General features: G+C 53.0%; 14 protein-coding genes and 2 tRNA genes. All 16 read right to left on the minus strand.

The genetic code is table 11. The annotated features are described in order from the left end of the window. Positions 1-186 precede the first annotated feature (186 nt). The 16 genes from pnuC to cydA all read right to left on the minus strand — a co-directional run bounded on the left by pnuC (position 187) and on the right by cydA (position 13,421). A complete protein-coding gene (gene pnuC / locus VSX58_RS05650) occupies positions 187-912 on the minus strand; it encodes a nicotinamide riboside transporter PnuC (protein ID WP_327617254.1) in 726 nt (241 codons plus the stop codon). A 147-nt stretch (positions 913-1,059) separates the two neighbouring features. Then, positions 1,060-2,100, minus strand: coding sequence for a quinolinate synthase NadA (nadA, locus tag VSX58_RS05655; protein ID WP_327617255.1), 1,041 nt, complete (start codon positions 2,098-2,100; stop codon positions 1,060-1,062). Positions 2,101-2,333: 233 nt separating this feature from the next. Next, on the minus strand, positions 2,334-3,050 hold the full coding sequence (locus VSX58_RS05660) for a DUF554 domain-containing protein (protein WP_327617256.1): 717 nt from the start codon (positions 3,048-3,050) through the stop codon (positions 2,334-2,336). 1,178 nt (positions 3,051-4,228) lie between these two features. Then, a tRNA-Lys gene (locus VSX58_RS05665) sits at positions 4,229-4,304 on the minus strand. 51 nt (positions 4,305-4,355) lie between these two features. Next, positions 4,356-4,431 (minus strand) — tRNA-Lys (locus VSX58_RS05670). Positions 4,432-4,606: 175 nt separating this feature from the next. Beyond that, positions 4,607-5,386 (minus strand): cell division protein CpoB, encoded by a 780-nt coding sequence (gene cpoB, locus VSX58_RS05675; RefSeq protein WP_327617257.1) that lies wholly within the window; start codon positions 5,384-5,386, stop codon positions 4,607-4,609. Between the two features lie 9 nt (positions 5,387-5,395). Beyond that, positions 5,396-5,905 carry a peptidoglycan-associated lipoprotein Pal gene (pal, locus tag VSX58_RS05680; protein ID WP_048635628.1) on the minus strand — a complete coding sequence of 170 codons (510 nt, stop codon included), beginning with the start codon at positions 5,903-5,905 and terminating at the stop codon, positions 5,396-5,398. A 40-nt stretch (positions 5,906-5,945) separates the two neighbouring features. Then, a complete protein-coding gene (tolB, locus tag VSX58_RS05685; protein ID WP_327614699.1) occupies positions 5,946-7,238 on the minus strand; it encodes a Tol-Pal system beta propeller repeat protein TolB in 1,293 nt (430 codons plus the stop codon). Between the two features lie 150 nt (positions 7,239-7,388). Further along, positions 7,389-8,561, minus strand: a complete 1,173-nt coding sequence (tolA, locus tag VSX58_RS05690) for a cell envelope integrity protein TolA (protein ID WP_327617258.1) — start codon at positions 8,559-8,561, stop codon at positions 7,389-7,391. Between the two features lie 56 nt (positions 8,562-8,617). Continuing rightward, positions 8,618-9,043 carry a colicin uptake protein TolR gene (tolR, locus tag VSX58_RS05695; protein WP_327614701.1) on the minus strand — a complete coding sequence of 142 codons (426 nt, stop codon included), beginning with the start codon at positions 9,041-9,043 and terminating at the stop codon, positions 8,618-8,620. A 12-nt stretch (positions 9,044-9,055) separates the two neighbouring features. Continuing rightward, a complete protein-coding gene (gene tolQ / locus VSX58_RS05700; protein WP_327614702.1) occupies positions 9,056-9,742 on the minus strand; it encodes a Tol-Pal system protein TolQ in 687 nt (228 codons plus the stop codon). After that, a complete protein-coding gene (gene ybgC, locus VSX58_RS05705) occupies positions 9,739-10,143 on the minus strand; it encodes a tol-pal system-associated acyl-CoA thioesterase (protein WP_327614703.1) in 405 nt (134 codons plus the stop codon). The genes tolQ and ybgC overlap by 4 nt, the downstream gene beginning before the upstream one ends. Positions 10,144-10,276: 133 nt before the next feature. After that, entirely contained in the window at positions 10,277-10,570 is a 294-nt protein-coding gene (gene ybgE, locus VSX58_RS05710; RefSeq protein ID WP_327617259.1) for a cyd operon protein YbgE, read from the minus strand. Further along, positions 10,567-10,683: a cytochrome bd-I oxidase subunit CydX gene (gene cydX / locus VSX58_RS05715; protein WP_327614705.1), complete on the minus strand. Its 117-nt coding sequence runs from the start codon at positions 10,681-10,683 to the stop codon at positions 10,567-10,569. Before cydX ends, ybgE begins: the two co-directional genes overlap by 4 nt. A gap of 16 nt (positions 10,684-10,699) precedes the next feature. Beyond that, positions 10,700-11,839: a cytochrome d ubiquinol oxidase subunit II gene (gene cydB, locus VSX58_RS05720; protein ID WP_327614706.1), complete on the minus strand. Its 1,140-nt coding sequence runs from the start codon at positions 11,837-11,839 to the stop codon at positions 10,700-10,702. Between the two features lie 13 nt (positions 11,840-11,852). Next, positions 11,853-13,421, minus strand: a complete 1,569-nt coding sequence (gene cydA / locus VSX58_RS05725; protein WP_327614707.1) for a cytochrome ubiquinol oxidase subunit I — start codon at positions 13,419-13,421, stop codon at positions 11,853-11,855. Positions 13,422-14,050: the final 629 nt, after the last annotated feature.

The following is a 14,050-nucleotide window of genomic DNA, read 5'->3' on the forward strand; positions in this document are numbered from 1 at the left end:
TCAGATATTACTCGCCCCGTAGCGGGGCTCGCCCTGCGGGCCGCCGCCAGCGGCATTCAAAAACGCACGCGTTTTTGTAGGGGAAACTCGGGGGGAGGTTCCCGCTTACGACGCCTCACCCCCGTGATCGCCCCGGGTATCTCGATCTGACAGACAAGTTTCATGCGGATCGCGGCGTCTGCGGCTTTACGCCGCGACGGATAACGGTTTGGAATGGTTTTCCCGCGCGCTCTTAATCCATAGCCAGGAACCATTCAGCGCGATTAACGTCAGAACGGCGTACTCTACCGCCATCGCGTAGACCCCCTGATAGGCGAAAATCACCACGCTGATAACATCAATAACCACCCATAGCAGCCAGTTTTCAACGTACTTACGCGTCATCAGTATCATGGCGACGATCGACAATACCATCATCGTGGAATCCCAGAATGGGAACGCGTCCGGCTGCAGCGCCGGCATTTGCACGCCGGCGCCGAGCGTTTGCATGCCCGAAACCGCAATACGCGTCAGCACGGCGAAAAATGCGTCGATATAAAAGGTCATCAATCCAATGGCCACGACGCACACTGCGGACCAGCCAAGCAATTTGGGCAGCGAAAGCCAGCGGATTTTAAGCTCCGCTTCATGCGCAGCGGTCTTACGCGTCCAGGCATACCAGCCATAAATATTGGCGGCAAAAAAGAAAATTTGCAGCAGCAGACTGGCATAGAGCTGAATCTGGAAAAAAATAACGGCGAATAGCGTAACGTTAATCAAACCAAACAAATAGTTAATGGTTTTTTCCAAACTCGCCAACCAGATACAAAGCAGTCCGAATAGCGTGCCGATCGCCTCTATCCAGGAAAGATCGTATCCGCCCGTCCCGAAAGGGATATGAATTAAGATGTTACTGGTACTGAAAAAATCCATCTCGTCATCCTGTCTCAATAAATAATAGTGCGCGAATTTATGGCCTTTCCCCTTATTTTTCCGCTTACCGGCGGCATCCGGTTCACTGAACGTTATTGGGCGCAGCCAAATGGAAATCATGAGTTATCAAACAATACCGCTAACATCTCACTTCAGCGCGGCGGCAAAATCCAGCATGCGGTTTAACGGAATCAATGCGCGTTCTCTCAGCGCGGCATCCACGTAAATTTCATGCGCGTCGCCGCGCTGCTCCAGGCCGTCGGCAATCGCCCGCAAGCCATTCATCGCCATCCAGGGGCAGTGCGCGCAGCTGCGGCAGGTCGCGCCTTCGCCCGCGGTAGGCGCTTCAAGCAAAGTTTTTTCCGGACAGGCCTGCTGCATCTTGTAGAAAATGCCGCGATCGGTCGCCACTATCATCTCTCGCTGCGGCAGTCTCTTGGCCGCCTGGATCAGTTGGCTGGTGGAACCAACGGCATCGGCCATCTCAACGACGCTTTGCGGCGACTCCGGATGAACCAGAATCGCCGCCTCGGGATACAGCGCCTTCATTCGCTTCAGAGCCTGGGTTTTAAACTCGTCATGCACAATGCAGGCGCCCTGCCAGCAGAGCACATCGGCGCCGGTCTGCTTTTGCACATAGCTGCCCAGATGGCGATCGGGCGCCCAGATGATTTTTTGCCCCAGGCTGTCCAGATGTTCTATCAGCTCAACCGCAATGCTGGAGGTTACCACCCAATCGGCGCGCGCTTTCACCGCCGCCGAGGTATTGGCATAAACCACCACGGCGCGATCGGGATGGGCGTCGCAAAAACGGCTAAACTCATCCACCGGACACCCCAGGTCGAGCGAGCACTCCGCTTCAAGCGTCGGCATCAGCACGGTTTTTTCCGGGCTGAGGATCTTGGCGGTTTCCCCCATGAAGCGCACGCCCGCCACCAGCAGCGTTGAGGCCGGGTGCGTAGCGCCGAACCGCGCCATCTCCAGAGAGTCCGCGACGCAGCCGCCGGTCTCCTCCGCCAGGGATTGAATTTCCGGGTCGGTATAGTAATGCGCGACCATCACGGCATTGCTCTGTTGTAATAACGACTTTATCCTGCCGCGATAGTGCTGCCTGGCGGCTGCCGATAACGGTTTAGGTTTAGCAGGGAAAGGATAAATAGTTTCATTGCTATCAAAAAGAGTGCTCATGATGGATTTCCATGATAACGACACGGCTCGGAGCCCGAAAGACAGGCGCTCTCGTCTAGGTCTAAATGTTTTTTATCCTAAACAAACTACCTAAAAAAAAGCGAAAAGTCGCCTGTTTTCGCATGAAAATTGTTTTTTTGTTTATTGGATTAAAAATTATCGGAGAGTCTGTTTAACGCCGCGGCGGCGGGCGGGACGTCCGCCATGCCAAGCCGCTAACGCCGCCCCTATCTTCAGGCAAAGAAGCGATGCCAGAACAACGAGATGGGGATAACCAGAAACAGCGCGGGGAGAAAGTTCACGACGGCGAAGCTCTTAATTTGCGCAATGCGCAGCCCTACCGCGATCATAATAATTCCGCCGCAGGCGGAAAAATCGCCGGACGAGATCTCCGTCATAAACGGCATAATCAGCCTGGCGGAAAAAAACAGCAACGATTGGACGATAAGCTGGGGAATGGCTATCGACATGACGGCGAAGCCCAGCGTTATGGAAAAAATCAACGCGGTAAAAATATCCAGCGCTGACTTAATGATCAGCAGCTGATAATCGCCGTTTAGCCCTTCGGTCAGCGCCCCGACGACGCCAGTACCGCTGGCGCAGAACAGCACGATAAGCGCGGTAAAATTCTGCGTATAGACGTCCTGCGGCAGGCGGCGCTCCGGCTGCGGCAAGATACGACTAAGCGCACGTTGGATCATCATTCCCGCTTTTTGCACGCCGTACTCCATGCGCAACAATTCGCCGGCAGCGACGCCAATGATAATCGCCAGCGCCACCGCGGGCAGCTGCTGTACTTTTATCACCAGCGTGACGCCCATTGCTATCGACACCATAGCGAAGGCGGGCGGCAGCCCATCCTGCAACCGTTGGGGAATAAAACGCCGCAGCGCAATACCCAGCCCGCCGCCGACAAGGATAGCGGCGCCGTTAATCAAAGGACCGACCATAAAACTCCCTAACCACTGATATCTACATCGGGATAAGCGCGCACGAGGAGTGCGGCCGCTACCCCTAAAGAGGACTAAAGAAAGGTAATATACCGCAATTCGCGGGCGGTCATAACGCAGAACAATGCAAACAGGGGGCTGAACGCAGGTGATTCGCTTCATTCTGCGGCCAATCCTTACAGGCTAACGAATTCCCAGAAAATCATTAAACTTTATTTAGCGAATGGTCATATATAACAGCATGTTGTTTTTCCCTTCGCGTAAAAAATCATGCTAAGGTCAGTGGCGGAACGTCGCAAAAGCCAATACCGCGTCGGACAAAAATGCGTTTTTATCCCGCAGTTCGGATTAAAAAGCGATGACAGGCTGAACCCATTGTCACAGTCGTTGGTTTTGTTGCTGGAGCTGCGGTTGGAGCTTTCGGTGGTACCGATATAGATAGAATTCGTTCAGTTCTCCATCCCATGCAACCTCAGGCGGTTGCTGATACTTCTGAGGAGTGATCGCTATGGTTCTCGTATCTTTGGACAAAATTCCTTTTTTAATCTTGGGAATTGGCCTTATTTCTTCCTTTGCACTCCCTGGGGCGCCGACATGGCTTTCACCTAAATTTTTGTGCGTTTATTTTTGTGTTTTCCTTGCTGCCGGTTTTTATATTTATTCAGCCATCAGCCATAAAGGACGAGCGGAGATATTGTCAGCATTCATAATCAGTATCTTATCTATAATATTACTTCCCATAATAAAAACTTATTTTAGCTAATGAACTTTATGGCGGATCGTCTTCGCCGCAACGGCCAGCTTCATTTTTCAGCGGAATGCTGCGTATGGGAACAAAAAGATTTCATCTTCTTACACGCCGCCAGGAGCGCCCAGGGACGTTTTTCTTTATCTATCGTTTGCTATCCCAGCAGGGCGTACGAGGGGCAGAAACGTTGCAGCAGCGGCGCTGAGTTTCCAATGCTCACGACATACCGGCACCGACTCACGCGCGGCATAAGCGCGTGCGCTTTCAGTTTCGCCACCGGCGTTTGCCGTTCCCATTCGGCTCCCTTCTGCCTGAGCGTTATATACAGGCAAAGATGCTAATGGCAAAGGGCAGACTTTTTAAGTGACGGCGGGATGAGCGATATCACACCAGAGGAAAATCGTTGCTAAAAAAGGGACTATACGGATAGTGGTGGGTCGTGCAGGATTCGAACCTGCGACCAATTGATTAAAAGTCAACTGCTCTACCAACTGAGCTAACGACCCGCAATGCGGAACTGCTGATGATAAACCGGCATTAAAACTTAATGCTGAAATTGGTGGGTCGTGCAGGATTCGAACCTGCGACCAATTGATTAAAAGTCAACTGCTCTACCAACTGAGCTAACGACCCAAATTTCATGCTGCTTCGGCATCTCGCTATTGCCTTGGCAACGGCGGCATATATTACTAATTTAAATTTTCAGCGCAACCTATTTTCCATAAAAAAGGGCTGACTGCTTATTCTTCAGGCGCTAAAGAACAAAAATCGCCCATGGAGAGCGATTTTTATTCCTGAATAGAAGGGGTCAGGACGCGGACAGGCGTTTTTGCGCCAGCTTGGCGCTTTCCGTATTGGGGTACATTTTTACCACCTGCTGGTAAACGGCCTTGGCTTTATCCGCCTGACCTTTTTCCTGCATGATCACCCCAACCTTGAGCAAGGCTTCCGCGCTTTTGGGGGATTTAGGATAATTCTTGACTACATTGGCAAAATAGTAAGCGGCATCATCTTTTTTACCCTTGTTGTAATTCAACTGTCCGAGCCAGTAGTTGGCATTGGGTTGATAGGTTGAATCCGGGTATTTCTTAACGAAAGCCTGAAATGCGTTGATAGCCTGATCGTACTGTTTTTTTTCCAGCACCAGGGCAACAGCGGCATTGTAATCGCTATTCGCATCGCCGGTACTGGCCGGCGCCGCGCTATTGTCAGCCCCCGCCCCCGAATCCGCTCCCGACGCGCTCGGCGCTTGGGCGGCGGATGAAGATGCGGACGAAGAGCTTAATCCATCAATTTGCTGATAGATCTGTTTTTGTCGTTCAACAACCTGATTCAACTGATACTGGCTTTCTTGAATCTGCCCGCGCAAATTATCGATATCGCGCTGCGTATCGGAGAGTTGTTGCTGAAGTTGAGTTAAAACCTGACTGTGAGCGTTAGAAATACGCTCCAATTGCGTGACCCGATCTTCTACCGAGCCCGAGCCGACATTACTGATTGGCGCTGCCTGGACAGTAGCGGCCCAAGGAGCCGCTACGCCAACCAGTAACGACAGACCCGCTAAGCGATGTCTGAAGTTACTGCTCATGCGATTCTCTTAATAGACCAGAACGGCACGACGGTTTTTGGCATATGCCGCTTCGTCATGACCCAGAACGGCTGGTTTTTCTTTACCGTAAGATACGATAGAGATTTGATCGGAAGAAACGCCTTTGCCCTGCAGGTACATCTGTACCGCATTAGCACGACGTTCACCCAGAGCGATGTTGTATTCCGGCGTACCGCGTTCATCCGCATGACCTTCGATAGTCACTTTGTAAGACGGGTTGCTACGCAGGAATGCGGCGTGCGCATCCAGCATTTGAGCGAAATCAGAGCGAATATCGTACTTATCCAGATCGAAGTAAACGATATTGTTGCGCTGTAATTCTTGCATCTGCAGACGAGCCTGTTCAGAAGAAGAGGCGCCGCCATTTTCGAAACCGCTGCCGTCGGCGGCGCCGATGGAAGATTGGTCGCTACCTGCATTTTTGTTAGAACTACATGCGGCAACTGCCAGTACCGGCAGAGCCAACATCAGGCCTTTCAGCACTTTATTGAATTGCATCTCTTTGTGTCCTTAAATAGTTTGTTGTACATATCTGCACTTATAGATACGGCGACCAGGCAGGAAATTTAACCTGTCCATCGGTGGCCGGAAGACGCGCTTTGAAACGCCCATCAGTCGAAACTATCTGCAACACGGAACCCAGCCCTTGTTTAGAGCTATAGATAACCATAGTGCCATTAGGTGCGATACTTGGCGTTTCGTCCAGGAACGTGTCCGTTAATACTTGCACGGCGCCCGTTACCAGATCCTGTTTGGCAATATGCTGAACTCCGCCATTGGAACCCACCATTACCAGAAATTTACCGTCGGCGCTCACTTCAGAATCCTGATTTTGAGCGCCTTCCCAAGTCAGACGTTGGGGCGAACCGCCGTTGACATTGGTTTTATAAACCTGAGGCCGACCAGCCTGATCCGAAGTATAAGCCAGGGTCTGGCTGTCCGGGAACCAGCTAGGCTCGGTGTTATTGCTACGCCCGTCGGTTACCTGGCTGATCTGCCCCGATCCCAGATTCATCACGTACAGATTCAGGCTGCCGCTCTTGGAGAGCGCAAACGCCAGTTTGCTGCCGTCAGGCGAGAAAGACGGCGCGCCGTTATGACGCGGGAAGGATGCGACCTGCCTAATAGCGCCGTTCGCCAGCGTTTGGATAACCAGCGCGGAGCGGCCGCTTTCAAACGTCACATAGGCCAGTTTGCTGCCGTCCGGCGACCAGGCCGGCGACATCAGCGGCTCGGGAGAACGATGCACGACGAACTGGTTATAGCCGTCGTAATCCGCCACGCGCAATTCATAAGGGAACTGGCCGCCATTGGTTTGCACCACATAGGCGATACGCGTGCGGAACGCGCCTTTAATGCCGCTCAGCTTTTCAAATACTTCATCGCTGGCGGTATGCGCCGCATAACGCAACCACTGTTTAGTGACCTTAAACTGGTTCTGAACCAATACGCTTCCCGGATTGCCGGAAGTATCGACCAGTTGATAAGAGATAACGTAGCTGCCGTCGGCGCTGGGTTGCACCTGACCGACGACAACCGCATCAATCCCCAGCGCGGTCCAGGCGGCCGGAGTCACTTCCGACGCCGTCGCAGGCTGCTGAGGCATACGGGCGGCGTCAATGGGGTTGAATTTACCGCTATTGCGCAAGTCGGCGCCGACAATGCCGCCGATATCTTCAGGCGCTGAGCCCGGCCCGGCCCATTTGAAAGGAACGACGCCGATAGGGCGCGCTGAGTCTACCCCCTGGGTAATCTCGATGCGCACTTCGGCATGCAGCAACGTTGCCCATAGCATTAAAAAACTTAATGCGACTTTAAGTACCTGCTTCATTTAATCTCCCTTATCCAGACGATAACGCCTGCGATAAATATACCGGCTACAGCAGAATTTTAACAAAAACAAACCAATGTCAATAAAACACTATAACCTGGTTTGTTTACCATAGTAACAATCTTAAACCCATATCGGTAAACAGCCCGGTTACTGCGGTTTAAAGTCTATCGGCGCATTTTTGAAAGCTTCATAAACATCTGAACTCGGCGGTTTGGGAATTCTCGCCTGTTTCGCGGCGGCGATCGCGGCCTGGCACAACGCGGGGTCGCCCGCTTCGGCATTCACATCGATCAACAACCCATCCGGAGCAAGCTTGATGCGTAATGTACAGGTCCGCCCTTTATAGAGCTGCCAGTCATAAAATTTGCTTTGGATAGCCGTTCTAACCTGGCTGCCATAGCTGTCCAGCGCCGCGCCGGACGCGCCGCTGCGTTTGTTATTCCCGGCTCCCGCCGGCGCGCCGCCGCCCGACCTGGGGGCATTCTTCGATGACGCCAGCCCCCCGAGCAAATCGTCGACGACGCCTTCCTGCTTGGCGGCTTCCGCGGCGGCGCGCTTTTTATCATCCGCCGCTTTTTTAGCCGCTGCCGCCGCCTCGGCTTTCTTCGCCGCTTCCGCGGCCGCTTTTTGTTTTGCCGCTTCCGCCGCCGCAGCCGCCTTTTGTTTCGCCAACTCGGCCGCTTTCGCCGCCTCGGCTTTTGCCGCTTCTTCCGCTTTCTGCTTGGCGGCCTCCGCGGCGGCCTTGGCTTCCTCTTCCGCTTTTTTCTTCGCCGCCGCGGCCGCGGCCGCCTGCCGTTGAATTTCCTCTTCCGCTTTTTTCTTCGCATCGGCTGCGGCTTTCGCCTGCTGTTCCGCTTCGGCCTTCGCTTTAGCCGCTGCCGCTTCGGCCTGTTTCTGCTGCGCTTTCGCCTGCTGCGCGGCCTCTTCCGCCTGCTTGCGCTGCTGTTCCTGCGCCAGCGCCTGCTGTTTAGCCTCTTCCTGCGCCTGCAGCCGCTCTTTTTCCAGCTCCTTCAGCCGCTGCTGCTCCGCCGCCTGCTTCTGCTGCAGTTCTTCAGCCTGCTGCTCGGCCTGTTTTTTACGCAGTTGCTCGGCGCGCTGCGCGTCGCTCTGCTGCTGTTGCTGACGATTGTATTGTTCGACGACGGCGCTGGGATCGACCATGACGGCGTCAATTGACGAGCCGCCCCCGCCGCCTCCGCTGGCATCCATCGTCTGCGAAAACGAGCTCCAGACCAGCAAAGCAATCAGTATGACATGCAGACCGGCCGAAATAATAACGGCGCGTTTCAGCTTGTCGTTTTGTTCGGTTGCCTTTAGCACAATCGATTCCCAAAAACAGTATTGCCAGAAATATGCCCGACGCTCATCGTGCCGATTCAGATTGGTTGCGTCATCAGCCCGACGGATTTCACCCCGGCCTGATGCAACAGGTTCAGCGCTTTTATGATTTCATCATAAGGAACATCTTTGGCACCGCCAATCAAAAATACCGCTTTAGGGTTTTCGGTCAGACGCGCCCGAGCCTCGGCGACAATCTGCTCCGCCGGAAGTTGCTCCATCCGCTTCTGTTCAATCACCAGGCTGTATTGCCCGACGCCGGACACTTCAACGATGACCGGAGGATTATCATTACTGGAAACCGTTTTCGAATCCGTGGCGTCCGGCAAATCAACCTCAACGCTCTGGGTAATAATCGGCGCGGTCGCCATGAAGATCAGCAGCAGCACCAACAGCACATCCAGCAGCGGAACAATGTTGATCTCGGACTTCAGGTCACGACGACCTCTGCGTAGTCGAGCCATGATCCCCCCTGATTATTTGCCGCTATCGCTTGAGAAAGCCTGACGATGCAGAATGGCGAGGAACTCTTCCATAAAGTTGTCGTAGTTCTGCTCCAGCTTGTTCACCCGCTGGTTAAGGCGGTTATACGCCATAACGGCGGGAATAGCCGCAAACAGCCCTATAGCCGTTGCAATCAAGGCTTCGGCGATACCGGGCGCGACCATTTGCAACGTCGCCTGCTTCACCGCGCCCAGGGCGATGAATGCGTGCATAATTCCCCAGACGGTACCGAACAGGCCGATGTACGGGCTGATGGATCCCACGGTGCCGAGAAACGGGATATGCGTTTCCAATGTTTCCAACTCGCGGTTCATGGAGATGCGCATTGCCCGCGACGCCCCCTCAACCACCGCTTCAGGCGCATGGCTGTTGGCGCGATGCAGGCGGGCGAACTCTTTGAACCCGGAATAGAAGATCTGTTCCGTTCCCGTCAGCGAATCGCGACGGGTCTGACTTTCCTGATACAAACGCGACAGTTCGATACCTGACCAAAACTTATCTTCGAATGCATCGGCATCGCGCGTCGCTGCATTCAGAATTCGGGTTCGCTGGATGATAATCGCCCAGGAAGCAATGGAAAAACAGATTAAAATCAGCATGATTAGTTTGACCAGAAGGCTTGCCTTCAGGAACAAATCAAGAATGTTCATGTCAGTCACTGCTTAAACTCCGCGACAATAGACTTAGGAAGCGCGATGGGCTTCATTTGATGTGGATCGATACATGCGATCAAAACGTCAGCCTGACTCAGTAATTTGCCGTCTGAATTAAGGATGCGCTGTAAGAAAGTAAGAGAAGCGCCGCGTATCGAAACGATTTCGCTTTGCACCTCCAACAGATCGTCAAGACGCGCCGGAGCAAAATACTCAACGGACATTCGGCGGACGGCGAAAGCGACATGCTCATGCATTAGGGCTTGCTGATGAAAATTGCGCTCACGCAACATCTCTGTTCTCGCCCTTTCATAAAAAGCGACGTAACGTGCATGATAGACAACACCACCTGCATCTGTGTCTTCAAAGTAGACCCGAACTGGCCAGCAGAACAACTTATTACTCACTCTACATCCCGGCAATACGATAAACATCGCTACTATACGCAAGAGAAATGAGGTTGGGAATGGATAGCAACAGCGGAAAGAAAATAATTATGGGTTGCCGGCAACCCATAACCAAATGGAATAGAGAGTAAGGCTAACGGAAGAAATGATAGAGTCCCAACGCCAGGATCGCCAGGGCGGGAAGCGGGCTGAAAAACGCCCGCCAGCGCAGGCGTTGAGGACGGAATCCGACGCCATGAACCACCCCCGCACACACGGCCCAGATCAGCAGCAAGCCCTGCCAGACCGACAATTCGCTGGTCTTTGCCGCGAAGCGGGTAGGATCCCAGAAAACGCACCCTGCCGCCGACAGCGCCATGATAAGGGAAAGAGCCCGAATCGGGCTCTTATCCATCAGACGATACAGCTTATCGACTAAATCACTCATTGAGTTTTGTCTTCAGTCTTTTTGCTTGCCTCGCTCTGCTCAAGCGCCAGGGCCGTAATGATCCCCAGTGAACAAGCAAGAAGCGTTCCGAGTATCCAGGCAAAATACCACATAAATTAAGCTCCTTACTTAGTACATCGAGTGCGTGTTTTGCTCAATGTGTTCTTTGGTAATCCGTCCGAACATTTTGTAGTAACACCACGCGGTGTAGGACAGCACGATCGGGACGAAGATAATGGCGACGACGGTCATCACTTTCAGCGTCAGCAGGCTAGAGGTCGCATCCCACATGGTCAGACTGACATTCGGCACGGTGACCGACGGCATGATGAAGGGGAACATCGCCACACCCGCAGTCAGAATCACGCAGGCGATGGTCAGAGAGGAGAACAGGAACGCCATCGCCCCTTTCTCCATCCGCGCCATGATGATGGTCAACACCGGCAATACCACGCCCAGCAGCGGAATCACCCACAGTACCGGGTGGTTGTTGAAATTAATCAACCAGGCGCCCGCCTGATGCGCGACCTCTTTATGCAGAGGATTGGACTCGGCCGCCGTGTTCAGAGCGGAAGTGACGACATAGCCATCAATGCCATAAATAACCCATACGCCGGCCAGCGCGAAAGTCACCAGCATGATCAGCGCCGTGATCTGCGCCACCGATTTGGCGCGGACATGCAGGTCGCCATTGGTGCGCATCAGCAGATAGGTCGCCCCCTGCGTCACAATCATCATCAGGCTGACTACGCCGGTCAATAATCCAAACGGGTTCAGCAGTTGGAAGAAGTTGCCGGTGTAATAGAGGCGCAGATAGGCATCAACATGGAACGGCACGCCCTGCAACAGGTTGCCGAAGGCCACGCCGATTACCACCGGCGGCACAAAACTGCCGATGAAAATGGCCCAATCCCACATGCCGCGCCAGCGCGGATCTTCGATTTTCGAACGATAGTCAAAGCCGACGGGGCGGAAGAACAGCGACGCCAGCACCAGGATCATAGCGATATAAAAACCGGAGAACGCGGCGGCATAGACCATCGGCCAGGCGGCAAACAGCGCGCCGCCGGCGGTGATCAGCCACACCTGGTTGCCGTCCCAGTGCGGGGCGATACTGTTGATCATCACGCGGCGTTCGGTATCGCTGCGGCCCATCAGCCGTACCAATACCCCTACCCCCATATCAAAACCATCGGTGACGGCGAAACCAATCAGCAGGATGCCGATCAACAGCCACCAGATAAATCGCAATACTTCATATTCAAACATAGTGGACTCCTGTTTACCGTGCTTCCTGCGCGACCGCTATGGGTTGTTCAAAGTGGTAACGACCCGTTTTCAGGCTGCTTGGCCCCAGACGTGCGAATTTGAACATCAGATACATTTCCGCAATCAGGAACAATGTATACAGACCGCAAATCAGCCCCATAGAGAACAGGATGTCCCCTGCGGTCAATGATGAGTTCGCGACCGCCGTCGGCAATACCTCGCCGATAGCCCAAGGCTGACGGCCATACTCGGCGACGAACCATCCCGCTTCCACGGCAATCCACGGTAAGGGAATACCGTACAACGCGGCGCGGTGCAGCCATTTTCTTTCGCCGATCTTGCCGCGCAGCACCGTCCAGAACGAAAGGCCGATGATCAGCAGCATCAGTACGCCGCAGGCGACCATGATACGGAAAGAGAAATAGAGCGGAGCAACACGCGGAATGGAGTCTTTGGTCGCTTGCTGAATTTGCGCTTCGGTCGCATCGGAAACTTTCTGCGTATAGCGTTTCAACAGCAGGCCGTAACCCAAATCCTGTTTGGACTGGTTAAACGCGTCTCTGACGGCCGGGTCGGTATTGCCGGCGCGCAGCTCTTCCAGCAGCTGATAAGCCTTCATGCCGTTACGGATACGCACTTCGTGCTGTTCCATCAGCTCTTTCAGACCGGTGACCTGCTTATCGGTGGAGCGCGTGACGATCAGCCCCATCAGATACGGGATCTGGATGGCGTAATCGTTTTGCATGGTGTTTTGATTGGGCAGGCCGATCAGGGTAAATGAGGCGGGCGCCGGCTGGGTTTCCCATTCGGCTTCGATGGCGGCCAGTTTGGTTTTCTGCACATCGCCCATTTCATAGCCGGATTCATCGCCCAGCACGATAACAGACAACACCGAAGCCAGGCCGAAGCTGGCGGCGATGGCGAAGGAACGCTTGGCGAAAGCGATGTCGCGGCCTTTCAGCAGGTAGTAGGAGCTGATGCCCAGGATGAACATCGCGCCGGTACAGTAGCCGGCGGCGACAGTGTGAACGAATTTCACCTGAGCAACCGGGTTCAGCACCAGCGAAGCGAAGCTCACCATCTCCATACGCATGGTTTCGAAGTTGAAATCGGAGGCGATGGGGTTTTGCATCCAGCCGTTCGCCACCAGGATCCACAGCGCGGAGAAGTTGGAACCCAGCGCGACGAGCCAGGTGACCGCCATATGCTGAACTTTTCCCAACCGATCCCAGCCAAAGAAGAACAGGCCGACAAAGGTGGATTCAAGGAAAAATGCCATCAGGCCTTCAATGGCGAGCGGAGCGCCAAAGATATCCCCGACATAATGTGAAAAGTACGACCAGTTGGTGCCGAACTGAAACTCCATCGTCAGCCCGGTCGCCACGCCCAGGGCAAAGTTAATCGCAAATAACTTGCCCCAGAATTTGGTCATATCTTTATAGATTTGCTTGCCGGACAGCACATATACCGTTTCCATAATCGCCAGCAGAAACGCCATCCCCAGCGTTAATGGCACGAACAGAAAATGGTACATTGCGGTCAAGGCAAACTGTAAGCGTGACAGTTCGACTATATCAAACATCTTGACTCCTTGCTCCTCGCAGGAAGGTTTTAGCTTACGGCACTTCGCAAGCCGCTAAACACCCGTCAGTAAACACCCAAAAGAACACAACAATAAATGACTTCGGCACAAGGCCGCAGCAAACGCCGAAAAGCCGGCGAATCCATCGGCAAGCCAAAGAAAAATCACGATAATTACAAGTATCGTATCCTAAGATAGAGTAGCGGTATATTACGCCTGTAATCCCGCACAATAAATAGGTTTTTACGTGACCCAGATTGGGTTTTTGATTTCAAATCAATTTTGGCGATAAATCCGCCTTCAGGTGATAATTGATCTGGCGCAATTTAAGCGTATTTCTTGAAATATATCCATAGCCAAATCCTGATCTAAAACAAATTAACCCCTTTTTGTTAATTAATGGTTTATATTAATTTCACATTGGCCATTATTGTTAATATGGTGTGATTTGTTGGTTTAAATTTAAATTAATTTAGTAATATATTTTTCACCTCGCCCGCGGTCGCTCATCGGCGGCAATAGGCTTTCACATTCATCATGTTCGTCGCTCCCGCCTTATATTTATAGTCGATAATTACGCGCCTTTATTGTTACCATATTGTTGCTATTAATTAACAATAATTATGCGC

This window comes from Brenneria populi (genome assembly GCF_036016195.1).
GTDB lineage: Bacteria > Pseudomonadota > Gammaproteobacteria > Enterobacterales > Enterobacteriaceae > Brenneria > Brenneria populi.

Coding starts and splice junctions, on each gene's coding strand:
- VSX58_RS05660 (WP_327617256.1), bottom strand. CDS start 3,050: ATGGTCGGTCCTTTGATTAACGGCGCCGCTATCCTTGTCGGCGGCGGG.
- cydA (WP_327614707.1), bottom strand. CDS start 13,421: ATGTTTGATATAGTCGAACTGTCACGCTTACAGTTTGCCTTGACCGCA.
- cydX (WP_327614705.1), bottom strand. CDS start 10,683: ATGTGGTATTTTGCCTGGATACTCGGAACGCTTCTTGCTTGTTCACTG.
- cydB (WP_327614706.1), bottom strand. CDS start 11,839: ATGTTTGAATATGAAGTATTGCGATTTATCTGGTGGCTGTTGATCGGC.
- cpoB (WP_327617257.1), bottom strand. CDS start 5,386: ATGAGCAGTAACTTCAGACATCGCTTAGCGGGTCTGTCGTTACTGGTT.
- nadA (WP_327617255.1), bottom strand. CDS start 2,100: ATGAGCACTCTTTTTGATAGCAATGAAACTATTTATCCTTTCCCTGCT.
- ybgE (WP_327617259.1), bottom strand. CDS start 10,570: ATGAGTGATTTAGTCGATAAGCTGTATCGTCTGATGGATAAGAGCCCG.
- tolB (WP_327614699.1), bottom strand. CDS start 7,238: ATGAAGCAGGTACTTAAAGTCGCATTAAGTTTTTTAATGCTATGGGCA.
- pnuC (WP_327617254.1), bottom strand. CDS start 912: ATGGATTTTTTCAGTACCAGTAACATCTTAATTCATATCCCTTTCGGG.
- pal (WP_048635628.1), bottom strand. CDS start 5,905: ATGCAATTCAATAAAGTGCTGAAAGGCCTGATGTTGGCTCTGCCGGTA.
- tolR (WP_327614701.1), bottom strand. CDS start 9,043: ATGGCTCGACTACGCAGAGGTCGTCGTGACCTGAAGTCCGAGATCAAC.